Here is a 19,973-nt window from a genome sequence, read left to right as displayed (position 1 = left end):
GTCTTGGGTTAACTTTTCAAAAATCTCATCAATTAAATAATTTTCACCATTTGTACTATACTACCCTTGAGGTGAAAATGATGTACAAACTATTATCACATAATGATCTGGATGGTGTGGGGTGCGGTATTTTAGCCAAGCTTGCTTTTGGAAAACAGGTGAGAGTGCGGTACAATTCTGTTTCAAGTCTTGACCGTGAAGTAGAATGGTTTTTTGAAAATGATAACAAGGATACATTTTTATTTATTACGGATTTGTCTGTAAATGAAGAAAATGAAAAAAGGCTTGATGAATTTTATCAAGACGGGGGCAAGGTACAGTTGCTCGATCACCATAAGACTTCTTTGCATTTCAACGATTATGAATGGGGACACGTTGTAGTTGAAGATGAAGAGGGTAAATTAACTTCAGCGACTTCTTTATTTTATGAATACTTGATGACCCAACAACTAATCGAATCATCAGACGCCATTGCGGAGTTTGTTGAGCTCGTTAGACAGTATGATACATGGGAATGGAAGAAAAATGACAACCATGAAGCCGGACGGCTCAATGCTCTCTTTTTCCTAGTATCGATTGAGGAATTCGAAGAAAAAATGATCGACAGACTTAAAACAAGCGATCATTTCAGTTTTGATGAATTTGAAAAAAAGATTCTGGATATGGAAGAAAATAAAATCGAACGCTATATCCGCAGAAAAAGGCGAGAACTCGTTCAGACTGAAGTAGGTGATCACTTTGCGGGCGTTGTTTACGCGGAATCGTATCACTCAGAGCTTGGAAATGAACTCGGTAAAGAATATCCCCATCTCGATTATATCGCTATTTTAAATATTGGCGGAAAAAGGGTAGGATTTCGCACTATCCATGATCATATTGATGTGTCTGAAGTGGCGGGCCATTTCGGCGGAGGCGGACATGCGAAAGCGTCTGGTTGTTCTTTAACGAAAGAAGCTTACAAGCAGTTTGTCGTTGAAACCTTTCACCTTGAACCATTGCATGAGGATGCGAAGCGAAATCGTTATAATTTGAAAGGAGCAGCCTTCGGCTCACTGTATAAAAATCGAAAAGAAGAAAATTTTCTAATTTTCGAAGCTAATGAAGATGAATGGGTAATTGAAAAAAATAAAACAAAAATGGAACGGACCTTTTCTAGTTTTGATAAAGCTGAAAAATTTTTAAAAAGAAATTACGCAGCTTGGCTTGTTAGAGATGATGCTTTTGTTAATTACTTAATGGAAGAATTAAGAAATGCGAGGCGAAAACTGAATGAGGAATATTAGGACATAAGATTAAAACATCAATTATCTCATTGCAGGTCATGCCTGTCATCGTAACAAAGTGTTATAATTAAAAGAAAAATGGGTGGTGATCTAATGACCATGCCCCATGACTTTACAGATAAAAAAATCACTTATCAGGATTATCTTCATTGGAATCAAGATATCATTTGTGAGGCTATTGACGGTGTCATTTATAATATGACACCAGCTCCAACTCCGAGACACCAAGAAATAATAGTAAACTTAATTTTCGAATTTAAGACTTACTTGAAGGACAAAAAATGCAAAGTGTATACTGCACCTATTGATGTATGCTTATTTGCAAAAAAAGAGACCCCTCACGATAAAATAAGCAATTGGGTGCAACCAGATTTTCTTGTCGTCTGTGATAAAAACAAAATAGATGAAAAACGAATAATTGGTCCACCAGAATTTATTATTGAAATATTATCACCCTCTACTGCGAGAGCTGATCGGTTACTGAAATATAATAAATATGAGCAAGCCGGTGTTAAAGAATATTGGATTGTTGATCCCTTGAATGAAACAATTGAAATTTTCTTGCTTGAAAATGGCTCATTTCTACGAAGTGATGTCCTTACAAAAGAAGACACCGCTAAGGTTAGAATCTTTGATGACTATGAAATTCAGTTGAAAAATATATTTGCAGGCGATGAATACTAGAACCAGATTATAAAAAAATCAGTGTAGAGCATGTCTTTACATTGATTTTTTTTGTTAAGTGGTACACATTGGAAAGACTGTATTTGCGACAGTTTAGAAAGTAAGAAGCTCGATTTGGCGAGTTGGCCAGCGGAACTGGAAAGTTGAAAAGAATTTTGCAATGAAGGATAAAAAGGTTTCTGAAAAGTCCGTTTATAATTATAATTGATTAGTAGTTTATTGCAAAATTAGTTAATAGGATAATAACAAGAGGAGGGCATAATGCAAATTAGAAAGTTAAAGTTAAATGAAAAGCCGCCAATGGAGCTGTTGTTATTGGCAGATCCTTCTCGAAAATTTGTCAAAGATTATCTGGAAAGGGGAGAGTGTTTTATAGCCGAATACGAGAATGAAATAAAAGGTGCATTTGTTCTACTCCCGACAAGACCTGATACGGTGGAATTGGTGAATATCGCAGTTATCGAAAATCAACAGGGAAAAGGGGTAGGGAAACAGTTAATAATGAAGGCAATACAGATTGCCAAATTAAAAGGATATAAGATTATGGAGATTGGCACTGGAAATTCCAGTATAGGGCAATTAGCTCTTTATCAAAAATGCGGATTTAGAATCATAGGGGTGGATAGAGACTTTTTTATCAAACATTATTCGGAAGAAATTTTCGAAAACGGTATACAGTGTCGGGATATGGTTCGTTTAGCTCAAGATATATGAGATATAGTAAAAATTTGAAAATATAAAAATGATTTTAATAGAGAGGGACCATTCAATGCAGAAAATACAAGAAGATTATCAGAGCTTTGTTGAGGAAATGGGATGGGATGAATATGATTTAAAGGATTATCAAGGAAATCAAGTCTTTCTTTTATATATACATATGCTGCTAACTACTGAAGTCGCCGAGGTTGCAGAAGAGTTTAGGACTATGTTTTATGAAACAGAAAAAAATATAGCTGAAGGATACAATGAATTGGAAGCTATGGAGTTGGCAAAATGGTCAGTAAGAGACAATTTGGGTAAGGAGCTAGCTGATTGTCTAGCTTATTTACTGAAATTTGCTAATTATTTTGATTATGATTTAGAGAAGGAATTATATTCGAAATTAGACGAGATGAGAAGTACACGGAAATGACCACCTTTAGTTAAGCGATCGGTGATTTTTTTAGCTAAAATGTTGCCAAAACAAAGCACAAAATGACAGGATTAATTTAAAAAACATTGCTAGTATGTAGCTAGGGGAGTGAGTGGTATGGCATGGGTTGAATCTTTGCAGAAGGCAATCGAGTATATGGAGGATCATTTACTGGATAATATAACAATCGAAAATATAGCCAAGCAAGCGAATTCGTCGGCATTTCATTTTCAACGTACATTTTCAATATTGACCGATATGTCTGTCGGTGAATATATAAGACGTCGACGGCTAACGCTAGCAGCCGAGGAGCTAACAAGAACAAATGAAAAAATTATTGATATCGCCCACAAATATGGCTACGACACTCCCGAGGCTTTCTCCAAAGCTTTTCGTAGACAACATGGCATAACACCAACTGAAGCACGAAGAAATATTGGCAAGCTGAAATCTTATAACCGCCTGGTTATCCAGGTGAGTCTGAAAGGAGCGGAACCAATGCAATACAAAATTGTTGAAAAAGAAAATTTTCAAGTAGTTGGAGTTAAAGAAGAGTTTTCATGTAACAACGGAGAAAACTTTGTCGGTATTCCAAAAATGTGGGAAGAGGTTCACGAGAAGGGAACAGTTGATTTATTATCTAAGGTAAACAATGGTCAACTTAAAGGCATACTAGGTGTATGTGTTGATAAAGGTGCTTCCGAATCTGGGCAGTCAATCGATTATTGGATAGCTGCAGCATCTGAAGGTGATGTGCCAGAAGGGTTCCAAAGTTTAAATATCCCCGCTTCCAAATGGGTTATATTTGAAGTTCACGGTCCAATGCCAGATGCTATTCAGAACGTATGGAAACAAATACTTTCAGAATGGTTTCCATCAAGTGGCTATAAACATGCAGGAACACCAGACTTAGAGGTATATCCAGACGGAGACCCCTCTAGCCCTGATTATTATTCAGAAATTTGGATTCCGATAAAATAGATTGGTTTCATTAAAGTTGGCCGCGCCCATTTATTTGGTCGCGGATTTTTGTGCTTTTGACATACAATAGACGCCAAGTTTGCGTAAAAACTATGAAATTATAAAAATATGTAATTTTATTCCTAAAAATGGTAGAAAAGACACTATTGGTTTATGCTTAATGTTATAAACTATAAAAACATACTATAGATATAGGGGGATAATATGAAAAAATTACAAGGTAAACATGTCACACTGCTACTTATTTTTGCATTATTTATTAGCCTATTACAGCCGATTACTTCGAAAGCTGACTTTGAAGGGATCAATGATGCGATTCAGTTAGAGAAAGGTAATAAGAATAAGAGAGCAGGACTATTTGATGAGCCTGGACAAGTTCATTGGTATAAAATTATTCCAAGTAATAATGAAATCAGCAACGATACACATATGAGAATTAAACTAACAGGCAATTTTGAAGGAAATGTTTCGGTTTACCCTGATTTGGATAGGGCGAAAAAAGATGAAACATTTGATGCATACAGGGCTTATATAAGCAGTGAGACCCCTGCACAAATTGATATGCCACATGCGTGGGTTGGTCCGTATTATATTAGAGTGGAGTTTTTTGGCGAATATTTTGATGAAATGGGATTAGATGAAGATATTGACGAGCCATCCGAACCAATCATTTCCACTTATGAAATCGGATACGAAGGGGTTACACTCCCTCCATCAGATCTCATTGGAGAGGCTTGTCCAGTAGAACTAAGTTTAGCTAAAAAATCGTCTGGTGCAAAAATATTAACACAACTTCGCTTCTTGAGAGATAACCTGTTATCGAAAACAGAAAAAGGTGAAGAACTATCTTCTCTTTACTACAAGTTGGCACCTTATTTAGTGACTAAAATGGTTATGAACAAGCATGCTAGAGAGACTGTCTATGAAGGTCTTATCCAATTGAAACCGTTATTTAATGATTTGGTGGAAAACGGAGAAAACAGTAACTATCAATTCACAAAGCAAAACCAAGAAGCAATAAACGAGTTATATGATATTGTTCTAAATAATGTTCCTGATCACCTTAAAAAGGAAATTGAAGGTATTGCTAAGGAAATCGGACTAACTAAATTACAAGGGAAAAAGGTTTCTGTTGTTCTTAAAAATAATGGAATGGCTATTTCACAAAGCGATCCGAATCGGGTTATTGTTAAACTGAAAAAAGGCAAAACATTGGATTCTGTGCAGCAGAAAGTGGAAGCTAAAAAGCTAATTAAATCCTCGAAAATTTCATCATTAAAATTAAATGACAAAGTAGATGGTGAGACATTTGTTATGGAAGCCAAAGATGATCCTCAAACGATGGCTAAACAATTAACGATGTTTACGGAAGTTGAGTATGCTGAACCAGTCTATAAATACAATAAACTGAATGCAGACGTACAATATCCGTATCAATGGTCTTTAGAAAATACGGGACAAGAATTCGCAAAGGAAAATGCGGATATTCGATATGCAAAATTGCAAAGACTCCTAAATGGCAAGAAAATTAAGGAAGTATTAATTGCCGTTGTTGATACAGGTGTCGATTACACGTTAGCTGATTTCAAAGATAAAATTGATGACAATGGATATGATTTTGTTAGCCGTGACAACGATCCTTACGATGACGAGGGTCACGGAACACACGTCTCTGGTATAATCGCTGCAAGTTCAAATAATGGTTTTTCTATGGCTGGTATTCACTCCAATACAAAAATTTTACCTGTTAAAGTGCTTAATGCCGCCGGCGAAGGTGAATCAGATAAAATTGCTCTAGGGATTAAATATGCCGTCGATAAAGGGGCTAAAGTGATCAACCTCAGCCTCGGCGGTCCTAAGAGCAGGGTCATTGAAGAAATGTTGAAATACGCTGATTCGAAAGGTGTAACAGTTATTGCAGCAAGCGGAAATGATGGAGGGGCATGGTTAGATTACCCTGCTTCATCGCCATATACAATTGCTGTTGGGGCAACGAATAGTCTAGATATCGTTTCGGATTTTTCAAATTATGGTCGAGGTTTAGACATGGTAGCTCCTGGTAGGGAGATCCCAAGTTTACTCCCTAATGGAAATGTTACGTATCTTAGTGGCACATCAATGGCAGCTCCACATGTTGCTGCTGTTGCAGGGTTATTGTTATCGCAAAAACCAAAATTGAAACCTAGCGAAGTAAAGCAAATATTGACTCAAACTGCCAATGATGTTGCCGTTGATGAGGTAAACGAAGATTATTACGATGACGGAGATGTTCTGCAACCAGGATACGATAGAGTGTCTGGCTGGGGAAGATTAAACGCATGGGGCGCATTCAGTGCTATTGATTTAAATATCTCTGTAAATGAGTTATCGGATAATGATAAAAAAATCACCGGAACAGCAGTAAAAGATACTCAAGTTGAATTGAAGAACGGCAAAAAATCATTGGGGAAAGCGAAGGTAAAAGATAACGGAACATTCAGCATTACAATCAAGCCTCAAATGGCTGATCAAGTTCTTCAATTAATTGCTAAAAAAGGCGATGCTGAAACTACTGTAAGAGTGGTTGTAAAACAAACTCCGCCTCCGTCAATGCCGAAAGTAAACGCTGTTAGCGATCGTGACGAAGTAGTTACTGGGAAAGCAGATTCGGGTACAACAGTTAAAGTAAAAACAATAACAAAAACAAAAACAAAAACCACATCAAAAGTCATTGGAACGGCTACAGCTAATACTAAGGGTCAATTTCAAGTAAAAATCAAAAAACAAAAAGCCGGGACAACATTGTATGTTACGACGACTAGTATTTCCAAAAAAGAAAGTGAAGCAGCGAAAGTCGTTGTGAAGGACAAAACACCACCGGCAATGCCGAATGTAAAAGCAGTAAGTGATCGCGATCAAGTAGTATCCGGATCAACGGAAGCGAACGCAACGGTAACGGTAAAAAAGAACGGAAAATCAATCGGCACAAAAAAAGCTGATGTAAAGGGAAAATTCAAAGTAACGATAAAAAAACAAAAGGCAGGAACAGTTCTTTACGTTACGGCTAAAGACGCTGCGGGGAATGTAAGTAAGGCGAAAAAAGTAGTAGTGAAGGACAAGACACCTCCGGCCTCACCAAAAGTGAATGGTGTGACAGATAAAGATAAGTTCGTAACCGGAACAGCAGAAGCGAAGGCTATGATTGTGGTTAAGCTTAAAGGCAAAACGATCGCTTCAAAAAAAGCAGATGCAAAAGGTAAATTTAAAATTAAGATTAAAAAGCAAAAGGCGGGTACAGTCCTTTACGTAACAGCTAAGGATGCAGCAGGTAATATCAGTAAAGGTAAAAAAATCACGGTTAAAAAAATTAAAAAGTAATATAAAAAATTGCCCCGGACGCACGGGGCAATTTTTTTAGAGTATCATTAATTGGAAACCAACACACATTTTTAAAAGAGAATGGGTATAAAATCGTTCAAACAAAAACAAAAACAAAAAATAAATGGCGCAAAATGCTGATTTTAAATATTAAGAATGGATTTGATGTAATGGATACATATACTGATAAAAATGGTGAAACCAAAATAATACTTGAAAAAAATTTGTTGGATTGAAGGCGGTTTTAGATTACCGTCAAGGCCATTAAGGATAGGAAGGATGGAAAGATGAATATTTCTGAACTAAAACCTGAGGACCTGACTGATGAGTTAATGACAAGACTTTTATATAACGACATAAATGACGATCTGAACAAAGGGGATTGTATTTTTGTCTTTGGCAGCAGTAAAGCGGTTCAATACCGATTACCGAAAGCGATACAACTTTATAATGAGGGACGGGCTAATAAAATATTATTTTCTGGAGGCGCGGTATGGAACGGTAATGCGTTATCTGAAGCAATACTATTAAAAAACGAGGCGATGGAGCTAGGTGTGCCAGAGAAGGATATTTTAGTAGAAACAGATTCAACCAATACAAAGGAAAATATACTTGCTTCATTAATCATTTTAGACAGATTTTTTGAACTCCATAAAATTAAAAGGCTCTTGATCGTAACAGCTAGCTATCATATACGTAGAACTCATCTCACCTTAAAAACATACATGCCAAGTTGGATTGAGTATACACTTTGTCCGGCAGACGATCTAAATACAAAAAAAGAAAATTGGCATTTAAATAAGTATGGTAGGCAAAGGGTCACTGTAGAGGCTAACAAAATAATAAAATATATAAAACAAGGGGCAATAGTAGACGATTATATATCGTAAAATATGTTTTCAGGAACAGATTTATAGAGTCCACTCAAATAATGAACTTTTAATTAAGGAAATAAATATCTTACCATGAAGGAGAATAAAGGTTTATGGCTTTAAAAACAGAGTTCTCAGAATCTGAGCTAGCACAAATTTTGGCAAATTACAATCTAGAGAAATATATAGATGCCACACCATTTACAAATGGTACCGTGCAAACAAATATTAAAATAAAAACGTCAAAGGGTCAGTATGTGTTTAGATATTATGAAAATAGAACGGTAAATTCAGTCTCATTTGAAACGAACTTTCTTAGATACTTAAAGGATCATAACTTTCCTTGTCCGGCACCATTCAAAAATAAGTATGGAAGCTATGTTGGTATTCACAAACAGAAACCATATGTTATTTTTGAATACATGGAAGGGCAGCACATAAAAGAACCGAATGAAAATCAAAAAAAGCAACTCATTCAAAAAACAGCAGTGTTGCATCATATTAGTAAAAACTATACACCTATTTATATAGAAGATCGCTGGAATTATAGCATTGAACTTTGTCGTGATTTAGCTCAACAAGCATCGAAACGTATAAACACATCCAATTCAAAAGAGAAATTATCTTGGCTGGAAAATGAGTTGCTCAAATTAAATCTTCCGAAATCATTACCAATGGGTATTTGCCACGCTGACTTCAACTTTTCCAATATTCTCTATAAGGATGATCAATTTAATGCTTTGTTAGACTTTGATGACGCGAATTACACTTACCTTTTATTTGATTTGGTCGTCTTAATTGAATCTTGGGCTTGGCGGCATGATGTAGACAAACTACTAAATATGGAAGAAGCTAAAGAAATTATTATAGAATATTCAAAGCATAGGCGGTTAAGCGATATTGAAAAAAAGCATTTGTTTGATGTTTATAAATTGAGTATATTAATTGATTGTGTTTGGTATTTTGAAAGAGGCGATGTAAAGGATTTTTATGAAAAAAGAAAAATAGACTATCTGGATCAAATAGGCAGAGAGTTGTTCTACCAAGAACTATTTTGTTAATCAGGATAAGAAACTGATACATTTAGTACTTTCATTTTCTAATGTTCTTCTATTTCCTGACGTACCATATAAAAAAAAGTTTCGGTTTTTTTTGTTAAACCCAAATATTTTTGGTAAGACAAAAGAGGAAGGTGATGTAGTTTTTTCTCCGTAGCAACTGGAAAGCAATCATCTTTTTAAGCAACTTTTTATAGTAGATGACAAGCTACTAGATGGCTTAGAGTGCTGCAACCCCTCTTTTTTTCTAAAATTTAGTAAGGTTAATTAGGGATATGATTAAAATGATTCATAAGATCACTTAGTAATCCTGTGACAAAGCATCTAGCTCTGCCACCCTAATAGTCTACATCTTCATAATCTTTAGGCTGTGGTACCGGTTCTCCAGTTTTTCTATTATAAAAGTCATTTGCAGTTTGTCTCTCTTCTTGTCTTTCCTCAGTAATCTTTCCATTTTGTTTAACTTGTTTTTTCATGGTCATTCTCCCTTCGGGTTATTATATAAATGTAATATGCGCTTTTATTAATATTTCAACCATATATTCAAAAAATAGTTGCCAGCAATTGGGTAGAAGATAGTATATGCATTGTAATAAGTGAATTGTGGTAATATGAAATCGTGAGTAATCAGAATCCATAAAAGAACTAAAGCATTGAAAGAAGGAATATATGTGATTGTAAAAACAGATGAAGAATTAACTGGTCTTAAAGAAATCGGGAGTATAGTTGGAACCATTCGGGATGAAATGGTCCAGAAAACGAAACCAGGTATTACGACGAAGGAACTTGATGATTTAGCTGGCGAACTTTTTGATAAATTCGGAGCGTTGTCTGGGCCAAAAGGCGAATACGATTTTCCTGGGTTTACATGCATAAGTGTAAATGAAGAAGTGGCCCATGGAATTCCAGGGGAGCGCGTTATTCAGGATGGGGACATAGTCAATATTGATGTGTCAGGGTCGAAAAATGGTTATTTTGCTGATACAGGTATTTCCTTTGTTGTCGGAGAAGGGGATCCAATATTGTATGATCTTTGTGAAGTAGCGAAAAAAGCATTTGATGCGGGCTTGGCTAAGATCAAGGTTGGCTCCAAAAAAAGCGGAATTGGAAAAGCTGTCTATAGCACCGCAAAGCAACATGGTTTTACAGTCATTAAAAACCTAACAGGCCATGGCATCGGTCATTCATTGCACGAATCTCCGGATCACATCATGAATTTTTTCGATCCTTGGGACAACGAACTTTTGCAAGAGGGAATGGTCATCGCTTTTGAACCGTTTATTTCAAATGGGGATGAAGAGGTTTTGCAATTGGATGATGGTTGGACTTTTGTTACAGAAAATAAAAGCTCCGTAGCACAATATGAACATACGATTATCGTGACAAAAAATGGTCCATTGATCATTACAAAATAAAAATTGTTGGAGGATCCTTTCCCATGTATGAGGGATAAGGATCTTTTTATTTATTAGAAATAAACCAATCCCAAAAAACTAGTGACTCTGTAAAGCCACGTTCTATATAAATAGCTCGTAGATAAAAAGAGGTTATTCCAATATTTGTAACGAAGGTATTAATTAACTAAATAATTTAAGATAACCTCATGCTGTAAATATTGATTGAAAAAATTATAAAGAAATAGAGGAGATTATTTTGTCTTTCATTGTTAAACGACTAGCGCATATTCAACTAGCTGCGCCCAAAGGTAGTGAGGAGGCAGCTAGGGAATTTTTCAAAGGAATTTTAGGGTTTGATGAAATCGAAAAACCCGAGGAGTTAAGGAAAAAAGGCGGAGTCTGGTTTGGCTTGGGAAATTATGAAGTACATATCGGAATCGAAGAACCATTTTCCCCAGCTAAAAAAGCACATCCTGCATTTGAAGTAGAAAATATTGAGGATTTAAAGCTACATTTAATTAAAAATGGTGTGAAGATGATTGAAGATAAGAATCTTCCGGGAGCAATTAGATTTTATATTTCTGACCCTTTCGGAAATCGCATGGAATTTTTAGAGTGGATAAAAGAATAAAAAGATATGGTAGATTGTAACGTTAAAAAGAGCAGCCTATACCTTAGATACTTGTAACAACACTTTTGTCATTTTCAAGAATCCCCTTATTAAAAGAGGAAGAAGATAAAAAAGTAAACTCAAACATCGTGCCTTTCCCTACTGTGCTATCTACGTAAACTGTTCCTTTCATCGCTCGTATGATGCTGTATGCAACTGTTATTCCAAGTCCTGTGCCCATTTCACCCTTTGTAGAGTAATAGGGTTCTCCTAAACGGTCTAGTTGCTCCCTTGTCATCCCTATTCCTGTATCTTGAAATCGAATAATTACATTTGTGGGTGTAGATTCAGTTTCTACCGTTAAAATTCCGCCATTTGGCATCGATTCGATTGAATTCTTCATGATATTGATAAAACATTGATGAAACTTTTGTCGATCGCCTTCAATCATTTCTATCGTAGAAAATGTAGTAATTATTTTCACGGAATTTTTATCTGCAGAAGGCTGCAGCAAATTAATAATGTCCTGAAGCTCCACATGAACATTAAGTTGTTCCATTGATTCGATATAAGGATTAGAAAAAGTCAAATAATCTTGTATAATCCGATCAGCTGATTTTAGCTCGCTTTTAATAATGGAAAGATATTGAACCTGTTTTTCTTTTGGCATCGATTCTACTTGCAAAAGCTGGACGAAGCCGTTTGCTGCTGTTAGTGGATTACGAATCTCATGTGAAATAGCCGCAGCCATTTGCTCTACAGCCTCCAACCTTTTTGACTTCACGACATGCTGTCGTAGAAGGATCGTTTTATCCGTTTCTTCAATAATGACGGCAATCATTACAACCCCAAGAGGCTGAATGATTAAATAGGCAAGCCATACATCAAGAACAAGATAGGGCCCATTTATAAATTCGATTGGAATCGATTGGAAAATACCGAAAAGCAACGTTAATCCTACTGAAAATAATATTCGTTGTTTGGAAGAACGTTTTATAAACCACGGGGAAATACGCCAACATAGGAGGGTGACTCCCCCATAAAATATTACAGTTGAGAAGAATCCAAAATCAAAACCAAAAAAACCTCTAATGAAGATGGTTAATATCCCCAATAAAGGGCCGAGTCCCATATAAAGACCACCAATCATTATGGGGGTCCACCGTAAATCTAATAAAATATTATCAGATAATGGATATGTAAAGACATGGCAGATCAATAAACTAATAATAAAATAAGCAACGGCTGTCATTTGAACGGATCGTAGATTATTAGTTCTTTCAGCCCTTATTAAGCCAAAAAACAGTAATACAATTAACAAAGATAGGTTAAATAAAAAGTGTAGGGTTAATTGCAAGGGATTACCTCTCCTTGACCATCTTTTTAGGTAATATTACCTTTATTTCTACAAAATAACAATATTTTTTGGAATAATTTGGTTTAAAATTGAGGTTGAGTAAATTTGGACTAACGGTGCAAATTAGATGAATAAAGCTTAAAAGAAAATTGGAAAGTGGTTCCTTTTCCAATTTCACTGTGTACGTCAATTGTTCCGTTCATTGCCCATACGATACTATATGCAACCATTATGCCAAGTCCGGTCCCTTTTGCGCCCTTCGTCGAATAGTACGGTTCTCCTAACCGTTTAAGTTGAACCTTACTCATGCCTTTTCCCGTATCCTGGATTTTAATAATCATATCTGTTTGAATGGAATACGTTTCTATTAATAAATTTCCACCATTTGGCATCGATTCAATCGCATACCTAATGATATTTATAAAACATTGATGAAATTTTTGGCGATCACCTTTAATATGTCCTTTTGAAGAAAAATTGGTAGATACCTTAATAGAATTCAATTTAGTTAAGGGTTGCAGTATGTTTAAGAGATAAGCGAGTTCTTGATTAATATCGAGTTGCTCGACTGATTCAATTACTGGTTTGGAAAAAGTTAAATAGTCTTTAATGACTCTTTCAGCTGAGTCCAGTTCACCTTTTATAATAGAGAGATATTGATCTCTTTTTTCGCTTTCATATAGCCCTTCTTCGAGGAACTGAACAAAACCAATTGCAGTTGTTAATGGATTCCGAATCTCATGAGATATTGCCGCCCCCATTTGCTCAAGGGCTTCCAACTTTTCCGCCTTGACCAATTGTTGTTGCAAAAGAACATTTTTATCCATCATTTCAATAATATAGGAAATCATCGCAACACCAAGTGGTGGGATAACAATATAGGCAAACCACACATCCAATGTACGATGAGGGTGGCCTACGATTTCCATCATCATTAAAATTCCCAGACTTACGAATAAAGTGATACTGATTAAAAAAATAATGCGCTTTATAGAAGTAAGTTTCAAAAACCATGGAGAAATCCACCAGATCAAAAAGCTAAATAATCCATAGAATGCGACCACTATAAAGAACCCTAAATCAAACCCATGAAATCCGCGCATGATGATGACGCATAGTCCCAATATCGGACTTAACCTCATATAGAGTCCTCCGATCAAAAATGGAACAATTCGCAAATCTAATACTAATTCATCACTTAAACTATAAGAAAATAAATAACAAAGTATCAAAGAAATAACCAAATACAATAGCGCTGTTTTTTTATATAAACGAATTCTGCTAAATCTTTTAGGCAATATCAAACATAGGAAAAGCAAAATAATCAATAAGGTTAGATTAAAAAGAAAATGTATCGTTACATATTCCAAGGATATACCTCTTCGCTAATGGTTTTAGGTAAATACTACTATTATAGATACGAAAATACAATACTTTCTAAATACTTAGAATAGTTATAAAAGTGATATTTAAGGTTAAAAGTAGAATATTCGTTAGAAAATTTTGATAATAAACAGTATCAAGCCAACTCATACTGTTTTATAATTATTATATATTAGGCGACTTGGCGGTTTTTTCCAACTAAGTAATTTAGTGAAGTGAATTTAGATGGAAAAGAACAACCATTCTCGTTGTGTTCTGACGATTCAGTATGCTGGGACTGTCTTAGTTCAAAAAGCACTGCTAAAAAAATAAAAAAGGGGAAATTCAAATAACTACTATATGTTTGATTAGACATGGTGAAACTGATTGGAATGCTTTAGGTAAAATACAGGGAAAAACTGATATCCCCTTAAATAAAAATGGAATTCAACAAGCACAGGAATGTAGGGAGTTTTTGAAAGATTCTAAGTGGGATGTCATTATAACCAGTCCATTAAAGCGTGCCAAGCAAACTGCAGAAATAATAAATGAAGGTTTAAATGTTCCTTTGATTGAGATGGACAATTTTTCAGAAAGATATTTCGGTGATGCTGAGGGTATGACATTAGAAGAAAGATTAACGGCATATCCTGACAAAAATTATCCAAATCAGGAAGATAGATTATCCTTCATTAATAGGATCATGGCAGGGATAAAAACAATCAATCAAAAATATGGCAATAGAAAAGTATTGCTAGTAGTACATGGGGCAGTTATCAATGCAATATTAGCTACATTGTCAAATGGGAAAATCGGTTCTGGGAAAACTACTCTAATAAATGCTTGTATTAGCAACATACATTTCCATGAAGAGAAATGGGAGATTTTGAATTTTAATCAAGTTTCTCATCTGTCTAATTACAGTGATAAAGGAAGAATCTAAATTAAGAGGTGAAACGAATGGATGTACAACAAGCAGAAATTAGGATTGTCGTTGGAGCAGGAGAATATAATAATAATCCAGGTTGGATACATACTCAAGAAAAAGAAATCAATTTATTAGATGAGAATACATGGAGGAATAGATTTGATATTAATTCTATTACAGCTATTCTAGCAGAACATGTATGGGAGCATTTAACATATGAAGAAGGTATCAAGGCCGCCAAAATTTGTTATGAATTTCTAAAACCATCGGGTTATATTCGGTGTGCTGTCCCCGATGGATTTTTTCCAGATGAGACATATCAAAATGTTGTAAAAGTAGGTGGACCCGGCCCTAAAGATCATCCAGCCGCAAGTCATAAAATTGTACATACTTATAAGACATTGACAGAAATGTTTGAAGCCTCTGGGTTTCAAGTTGTATTACTTGAATACTTCGATGAACAAGGTAATTTTCAATGCAATGATTGGGATGGAAAGGATGGTATTATCTTTCGCTCAAAAAAATATGATCCTAGAAATCAAGGGAATAAGTTAGCGGCTCCTTCGTTAATAATTGATGCGATAAAGGTTAAATGAAGCAAATAGAAGACCCTGTATTGGATTTCCTTTTTAATAGTTTTGCTAAATGCAAGATGTATACTGGTGTAGGAATGCTGTTTTTCTTATTGAACCGTAAAAGGTAATGAAGGTATTTGTATTAATCATAAAGAATTAATTAAGAGTACGGCTGGCTATAATATCGTACATATTTACAAAAGGAGAAAAATCATATGAGTGAATGGAAAGAGTTGATACAAGATTCACAATCTAGATGGAATGAAAATGCTGAATATTGGGATGATTACATGGGTGAACAAAGCAACCAATTTCACCGTGAATTGATTAGGCCTTATACAGAAAAGTTATTAAACGTAAAAGAAGGCCAGACCATTTTGGATATTGCTTGTGGTAATGGAAACTTTTCAAGGAGACTTGCTGAATTAGGTGCAAATGTAATTGCTATTGATTATAGTCCTAAAATGATTGAGCGGGCAAAATTAAGATCTAAAGAATATTTAAACTGTATTGACTATAGAGTACTTGATGCGACGAATCATGGTTCTTTAATCGAACTTGGGAAACAAAAATTTGATCATGCCGTTGCAAATATGGCTCTAATGGATATTGCCGATATTACTCCTTTAATGAAAGCGCTCCAAAAACTGCTTAAGAAAAATGGATCCTTTGTCTTCTCAATCACACATCCTTGCTTTCAAACACCTCACATGCGAAAAGTACATGAAATAGAAGATATTGATGGCGATATTCATTCTAGAAACAGTGTCCAGATTTTTAACTATCTTAGTCCGCAGCCTTACGAAGCTATTGGGATAAAAGGGCAGCCCTCTCCACACTTCATGTTTCATAGGTCTTTATCATATTATTTCAATCTATCTTTTCAAAATAATTTTGTGCTAGATGGAATAGTAGAACCTTGTTTTAATAAAGAAAAAGAACCTAATAGATTTGATTGGTATGAAATTCCTCCTGTTATCATTTTACGTTTCAAGAAATTATAAACCTTCTTCAACGACTATTTATAAAATAAACGAAGGGAGTGAATTATTCTGGGATCCAGAATTATGCACCTAATTATAGCAAATGAAATTGCCAGTAGGGTTTCAATTAGTGATCGATACTCATTTTTAATGGGAGGGATTGCTCCGGATGCGGTAACATCTAAAGATTTTTCTCATTTTTTTAGGGGGGACCATCAGGATTTTTCAAGGTATATTGATTATGAAAAGTTCTTGAAGAAATATAGCTCATATAAGCAAATTAGTTATATTTTAGGCTATTACACACATCTAATCGCTGATGATTTGTGGTTAAAGGGTTTCTTTGTACCTTGGTTAAAAAACAGAATAGAAAATGATAAAAACATGGTTAGTCTTTATCATAATGATTTTCGATTATTAAACGGGAAATTATTGGAATATTATGGCGTTAATTTAGAGCCGATGAAAGAGTTAGAGAAAAGCGGTTCAATGATCGATTTAGAAGAGGTAACAATCAAGGATGTGAAAGAATTATTGCCGTCAGTATTTGAAGATATGGACTATGATCGGAATACCCTCCAGCAAAAATTAAATGTGTTTACCTTCGATCAAATAATTGGATACATAGAAACCTCTATAGAAAAAGGCATTTTTCACATTAAACCAATATTAAGTCAAACTTTACATTCATAAATATAAAAAGGTCGGCTGGGAAGGCGGATGATCTAGATGGAGCTTCTAGCTATCTTTCAAGCAATAAACTTATTCCTTCGGTTTTTGTTAGAACTTTGTGCACTTGCTGTTTATGGTTATTGGGGATTTAAAACAGGAAATACAGGTATTACTAAAGGTATATTAGGCATTGGGACCCCATTAGTAATAGCTATTATATGGGGGTTATTTGGATCTCCAAAAGCCACTATTCCACTATCGGCACCTCTTCATTTGTTATTAGAAATCTTTGTCTTCTTGATTCCCGTAGTTTTACTTTTTCTCCTTGGGACGGTTGGTTCGGCTTGGATTTTTGGATGTATCGTAATATTGAATAGAATACTCATGTACTTTTGGGATCAATAAGTCTGGAGATGTTGAGGCATACCGACAGACTGTTTTCAAAATATTTGGAGGGAATATCCGATGAAATCAGATAAATTAAGAATCGGCATTCTGGGCTGCGGTCCAATTTCACAAGCAGCACATATTGAGTCATGTAGAAAAGGTAGAAATGTAGAATTGTATGCATTATGTGATGCTGCAGAAGACTTGCTTTATAGGGTAGCAGAAATACATAGGCCAAAATTCACTTATACAAATTATGGTGAGATGCTCCCGAACAATGATATCGATGCAGTAATCATTGGAGTATCCGATTTTTTTCATGTAAGTGCCGCCATGAAAGCATTGAAGGCGGGCAAGCATGTACTAGTAGAAAAACCTCTGGGAGTAACGATCGAGGAATGTTTAGAACTTGAAAAAGTTGTGAAGGACTCCGGGTTAATTCTTCAAGTCGGCAATATGAAAAGGTTTGATGAGGGCATTTCAACAGCAAGAGATTTTGTTAAAAATGAAATGGGTGAAATGTTAGCACTGAAGGCGTGGTATGGAGATAATCACGCTAGATACACCCTTACTGATAATGTCATGCCAATCATAGAAAGAAGCGATCAATCCCTAAAACCTGCACGCGATGTGAAGGGAAATAAAAAACAATATTATATGCTTGGCCATGGCAGCCATTTAGTTGATACTGCAAGATTTTTTGGCGGAAATATATTGAGTGTCCAAGCTTACCATACAGAAAAGTTTGGTGCACATAACTGGTTAGCAACTGTTGAATTTGAAAACGGGAGTTATGGTCAATTAGATTTGTCGATTGGCGTAAGAATGGATTGGCATGAAGGATTTCAAATATACGGAGAATATGGAAGTGTAGTAGGAAAAACTTTTAATCCTTGGTTATTCAAGTCTAGTGAAGTTGATATTTTCTCTGCTAAAGATGGACAATTTCGTCGGCCTTTAGCTTCTGATGGACATTTTTATCGACGTCAGCTGGAGGGTTTCGCCGATACAATAATAGATCGAAAACCCATGACTGGAGCATCCATTGAAGATGGAATTGCGAATATGAGAGCAATGGTTGCCATAGCACATTCTGTTGAATCAGGAGAACGAGTTAAATTGTCAGATGTAAGGGGGGGATTATGATGGAGATAGGGATTCTTGCTAAAGAGTTTGACAGGCACAACGTGGTAGAGGTGATTCAAGCTGTCCAAGACTATGATATGAATTGTGTTCAGTTTAATTTATCGTGTGCGAATTTGCCATCTTTGCCACTTGAATTTGATAAGGATACTTTTGTAGATTTGGGAAGGACTATTCGAGAGTCTGGCATTGAAATAGCGGGACTATCGGGGACTTTTAATATGATCCATCCAGTCATGGATGTGAGAGAAAAAGGTCTTATAGCGTTGGAGAATTTGGCTAAAGCTTCTCGGTATCTCGGAACTAATGTCATTACTCTTTGTACGGGTTCTAGAGACATTAATAATATGTGGAAATTCCATCCTGATAACAATTCCAGAGAAGCATGGGAAGATTTGATTAAAATAATGGAACGAGCCCTTGTAATTGCTGAAAAATACAATGTTATTTTAGGTATTGAGCCTGAACTTTCGAATGTGATTAACACAGCTGAAAAAGGAATGCGATTGTTAGAAACTTTTCAAACTGACCATCTAAAAATAATTATGGACGGTGCGAATTTAATCCCGTTCGATCAAATAGATAAAATGCACTATTTACTAGATGAAGCGTTTGATTTATTAGGAGAAAATATAATTCTTGCCCATGCTAAAGACTTTTCGGTGGAGCAGCAGGAATTTGTTGCAGCGGGTAAAGGCGATTTAGACTATGAATATTATATTTCTCTATTAAAATCTTCTGGTTATAATGGACCTCTTATCTTGCATGGGTTAAATGAAGAACAAGTTTCTGAGAGCCACGCCTACCTAAAAGAGTTAATATAGTCAGTAAATGAGGCAAGGGTTGATCGTTTTAAAACTGCTTTAAGTTAAGAATACTTGAGTGGCTTGAAAGAGAGCTTGAGTGGCTTGAAAGCATGCCTGAGTGGCTTGAAAGAGAGCTTGAGTGGCTTGAAAGAGTGCTTGAGTGGCTTGAAAGAGTGCTTGAGTGGCTTGAAAGCATGCCTGAGTGGCTTGAAAGAGAGCCTGAGTGGCTTGAAAGAGTGCTTGAGTGGCTTGAAAGAGTGCTTGAGTGGCTTGAAAGGGAGCTTAAGTGGCTTGAAAGCATGCCTGAGTGGCTTGAATGAGTGCTTGAGTGGCTTGAAAGAGCGCCCGAATGGCCCGAAAGAATTCCCGATTAGCTTATAAAGAGC

At 35.6% G+C, this 19,973-nt stretch carries 21 protein-coding genes; 18 read left to right on the top strand and 3 right to left on the bottom strand.

From position 1 onward, the window contains the following. Window positions 1-80: 80 nt before the first annotated feature. From KHA88_RS08700 to KHA88_RS08665, 8 genes are all read left to right on the top strand, one after another. The gene (locus tag KHA88_RS08700) at window positions 81-1,283 is read left to right on the top strand and encodes a DHH family phosphoesterase (RefSeq protein WP_213121757.1); all 1,203 of its coding nucleotides are present in this window, start codon (window positions 81-83) and stop codon (window positions 1,281-1,283) included. 78 nt (window positions 1,284-1,361) lie between these two features. Beyond that, window positions 1,362-1,967, top strand: a complete 606-nt coding sequence (locus tag KHA88_RS08695; RefSeq protein ID WP_249308202.1) for a Uma2 family endonuclease — start codon at window positions 1,362-1,364, stop codon at window positions 1,965-1,967. A 261-nt stretch (window positions 1,968-2,228) separates the two neighbouring features. Beyond that, complete coding sequence (locus tag KHA88_RS08690; RefSeq protein WP_213096303.1) at window positions 2,229-2,681, top strand: GNAT family N-acetyltransferase; 453 nt, start codon at window positions 2,229-2,231, stop codon at window positions 2,679-2,681. Window positions 2,682-2,736: 55 nt separating this feature from the next. Further along, window positions 2,737-3,099 carry a MazG nucleotide pyrophosphohydrolase domain-containing protein gene (locus KHA88_RS08685; protein WP_213096304.1) on the top strand — a complete coding sequence of 121 codons (363 nt, stop codon included), beginning with the start codon at window positions 2,737-2,739 and terminating at the stop codon, window positions 3,097-3,099. Window positions 3,100-3,216: 117 nt separating this feature from the next. Next, window positions 3,217-4,080 (top strand): AraC family transcriptional regulator, encoded by an 864-nt coding sequence (locus KHA88_RS08680; RefSeq protein WP_213096305.1) that lies wholly within the window; start codon window positions 3,217-3,219, stop codon window positions 4,078-4,080. Between the two features lie 204 nt (window positions 4,081-4,284). After that, window positions 4,285-7,437, top strand: coding sequence for a S8 family peptidase (locus KHA88_RS08675; protein WP_213121713.1), 3,153 nt, complete (start codon window positions 4,285-4,287; stop codon window positions 7,435-7,437). Window positions 7,438-7,724: 287 nt separating this feature from the next. Continuing rightward, window positions 7,725-8,327, top strand: coding sequence for a YdcF family protein (locus KHA88_RS08670; protein ID WP_213096307.1), 603 nt, complete (start codon window positions 7,725-7,727; stop codon window positions 8,325-8,327). A 95-nt stretch (window positions 8,328-8,422) separates the two neighbouring features. Beyond that, window positions 8,423-9,370 carry a homoserine kinase gene (locus KHA88_RS08665; protein ID WP_213096308.1) on the top strand — a complete coding sequence of 316 codons (948 nt, stop codon included), beginning with the start codon at window positions 8,423-8,425 and terminating at the stop codon, window positions 9,368-9,370. A gap of 335 nt (window positions 9,371-9,705) precedes the next feature. On the opposite strand, the gene KHA88_RS08660 is transcribed toward KHA88_RS08665, so the two are convergent. Beyond that, window positions 9,706-9,843 carry a hypothetical protein gene (locus KHA88_RS08660; RefSeq protein WP_213096309.1) on the bottom strand — a complete coding sequence of 46 codons (138 nt, stop codon included), beginning with the start codon at window positions 9,841-9,843 and terminating at the stop codon, window positions 9,706-9,708. A 195-nt stretch (window positions 9,844-10,038) separates the two neighbouring features. On the opposite strand from KHA88_RS08660, the gene map reads away from it, so the two are divergent. Both map and KHA88_RS08650 read left to right on the top strand, forming a co-directional pair. After that, the gene (gene map / locus KHA88_RS08655) at window positions 10,039-10,782 is read left to right on the top strand and encodes a type I methionyl aminopeptidase (RefSeq protein ID WP_213097784.1); all 744 of its coding nucleotides are present in this window, start codon (window positions 10,039-10,041) and stop codon (window positions 10,780-10,782) included. A 238-nt stretch (window positions 10,783-11,020) separates the two neighbouring features. After that, a complete protein-coding gene (locus KHA88_RS08650) occupies window positions 11,021-11,395 on the top strand; it encodes a VOC family protein (RefSeq protein WP_213096310.1) in 375 nt (124 codons plus the stop codon). 43 nt (window positions 11,396-11,438) lie between these two features. On the opposite strand, the gene KHA88_RS08645 is transcribed toward KHA88_RS08650, so the two are convergent. Together KHA88_RS08645 and KHA88_RS08640 are read right to left on the bottom strand one after the other, a co-directional pair. Further along, a complete protein-coding gene (locus KHA88_RS08645; protein ID WP_213096311.1) occupies window positions 11,439-12,731 on the bottom strand; it encodes an ATP-binding protein in 1,293 nt (430 codons plus the stop codon). A gap of 110 nt (window positions 12,732-12,841) precedes the next feature. Further along, the gene (locus KHA88_RS08640; protein ID WP_249308209.1) at window positions 12,842-13,873 is read right to left on the bottom strand and encodes an ATP-binding protein; all 1,032 of its coding nucleotides are present in this window, start codon (window positions 13,871-13,873) and stop codon (window positions 12,842-12,844) included. 569 nt (window positions 13,874-14,442) lie between these two features. Here KHA88_RS08640 and KHA88_RS08635 point away from each other — a divergent pair. From KHA88_RS08635 to KHA88_RS08600, 8 genes are all read left to right on the top strand, one after another. Then, window positions 14,443-15,036, top strand: coding sequence for a histidine phosphatase family protein (locus KHA88_RS08635; protein ID WP_213097785.1), 594 nt, complete (start codon window positions 14,443-14,445; stop codon window positions 15,034-15,036). Between the two features lie 17 nt (window positions 15,037-15,053). Next, entirely contained in the window at window positions 15,054-15,617 is a 564-nt protein-coding gene (locus tag KHA88_RS08630) for a class I SAM-dependent methyltransferase (RefSeq protein WP_213096313.1), read from the top strand. 194 nt (window positions 15,618-15,811) lie between these two features. Beyond that, entirely contained in the window at window positions 15,812-16,600 is a 789-nt protein-coding gene (locus KHA88_RS08625) for a class I SAM-dependent methyltransferase (protein WP_213096314.1), read from the top strand. A 63-nt stretch (window positions 16,601-16,663) separates the two neighbouring features. Next, a complete protein-coding gene (locus KHA88_RS08620; RefSeq protein WP_346729024.1) occupies window positions 16,664-17,272 on the top strand; it encodes a zinc dependent phospholipase C family protein in 609 nt (202 codons plus the stop codon). A gap of 36 nt (window positions 17,273-17,308) precedes the next feature. After that, window positions 17,309-17,656 carry a YrdB family protein gene (locus KHA88_RS08615; protein ID WP_249308214.1) on the top strand — a complete coding sequence of 116 codons (348 nt, stop codon included), beginning with the start codon at window positions 17,309-17,311 and terminating at the stop codon, window positions 17,654-17,656. A 60-nt stretch (window positions 17,657-17,716) separates the two neighbouring features. Continuing rightward, on the top strand, window positions 17,717-18,784 hold the full coding sequence (locus KHA88_RS08610) for a Gfo/Idh/MocA family protein (RefSeq protein ID WP_213096315.1): 1,068 nt from the start codon (window positions 17,717-17,719) through the stop codon (window positions 18,782-18,784). Continuing rightward, a complete protein-coding gene (locus KHA88_RS08605; protein WP_213096316.1) occupies window positions 18,784-19,605 on the top strand; it encodes a sugar phosphate isomerase/epimerase family protein in 822 nt (273 codons plus the stop codon). The genes KHA88_RS08610 and KHA88_RS08605 overlap by 1 nt, the downstream gene beginning before the upstream one ends. 92 nt (window positions 19,606-19,697) lie before the next feature. Then, window positions 19,698-19,907 carry a hypothetical protein gene (locus KHA88_RS08600; RefSeq protein WP_213096317.1) on the top strand — a complete coding sequence of 70 codons (210 nt, stop codon included), beginning with the start codon at window positions 19,698-19,700 and terminating at the stop codon, window positions 19,905-19,907. Window positions 19,908-19,973: the final 66 nt, after the last annotated feature.

Origin of the sequence: Lederbergia citrea (assembly GCF_018343525.1) — a bacterium.
GTDB classification, from domain to species: Bacteria; Bacillota; Bacilli; order Bacillales; family Bacillaceae_C; genus Lederbergia; species Lederbergia citrea.
This window is presented reverse-complemented; position numbering and strand designations above follow the sequence as displayed.

What these genes read in the sequence shown, in the direction of transcription:
- KHA88_RS08700 (WP_213121757.1), top strand. Translation starts at nt 81, where the DNA reads ATGTACAAACTATTATCACATAATGATCTGGATGGTGTGGGGTGCGGT.
- KHA88_RS08695 (WP_249308202.1), top strand. Translation starts at nt 1,362, where the DNA reads ATGGGTGGTGATCTAATGACCATGCCCCATGACTTTACAGATAAAAAA.
- KHA88_RS08690 (WP_213096303.1), top strand. Translation starts at nt 2,229, where the DNA reads ATGCAAATTAGAAAGTTAAAGTTAAATGAAAAGCCGCCAATGGAGCTG.
- KHA88_RS08685 (WP_213096304.1), top strand. Translation starts at nt 2,737, where the DNA reads ATGCAGAAAATACAAGAAGATTATCAGAGCTTTGTTGAGGAAATGGGA.
- KHA88_RS08680 (WP_213096305.1), top strand. Translation starts at nt 3,217, where the DNA reads ATGGCATGGGTTGAATCTTTGCAGAAGGCAATCGAGTATATGGAGGAT.
- KHA88_RS08675 (WP_213121713.1), top strand. Translation starts at nt 4,285, where the DNA reads ATGAAAAAATTACAAGGTAAACATGTCACACTGCTACTTATTTTTGCA.
- KHA88_RS08670 (WP_213096307.1), top strand. Translation starts at nt 7,725, where the DNA reads ATGAATATTTCTGAACTAAAACCTGAGGACCTGACTGATGAGTTAATG.
- KHA88_RS08665 (WP_213096308.1), top strand. Translation starts at nt 8,423, where the DNA reads ATGGCTTTAAAAACAGAGTTCTCAGAATCTGAGCTAGCACAAATTTTG.
- KHA88_RS08660 (WP_213096309.1), bottom strand. Translation starts at nt 9,843, where the DNA reads ATGAAAAAACAAGTTAAACAAAATGGAAAGATTACTGAGGAAAGACAA.
- KHA88_RS08640 (WP_249308209.1), bottom strand. Translation starts at nt 13,873, where the DNA reads ATGAGGTTAAGTCCGATATTGGGACTATGCGTCATCATCATGCGCGGA.
- KHA88_RS08630 (WP_213096313.1), top strand. Translation starts at nt 15,054, where the DNA reads ATGGATGTACAACAAGCAGAAATTAGGATTGTCGTTGGAGCAGGAGAA.
- KHA88_RS08625 (WP_213096314.1), top strand. Translation starts at nt 15,812, where the DNA reads ATGAGTGAATGGAAAGAGTTGATACAAGATTCACAATCTAGATGGAAT.
- KHA88_RS08620 (WP_346729024.1), top strand. Translation starts at nt 16,664, where the DNA reads ATGCACCTAATTATAGCAAATGAAATTGCCAGTAGGGTTTCAATTAGT.
- KHA88_RS08615 (WP_249308214.1), top strand. Translation starts at nt 17,309, where the DNA reads ATGGAGCTTCTAGCTATCTTTCAAGCAATAAACTTATTCCTTCGGTTT.
- KHA88_RS08610 (WP_213096315.1), top strand. Translation starts at nt 17,717, where the DNA reads ATGAAATCAGATAAATTAAGAATCGGCATTCTGGGCTGCGGTCCAATT.
- KHA88_RS08605 (WP_213096316.1), top strand. Translation starts at nt 18,784, where the DNA reads ATGGAGATAGGGATTCTTGCTAAAGAGTTTGACAGGCACAACGTGGTA.
- KHA88_RS08600 (WP_213096317.1), top strand. Translation starts at nt 19,698, where the DNA reads ATGCCTGAGTGGCTTGAAAGAGAGCTTGAGTGGCTTGAAAGAGTGCTT.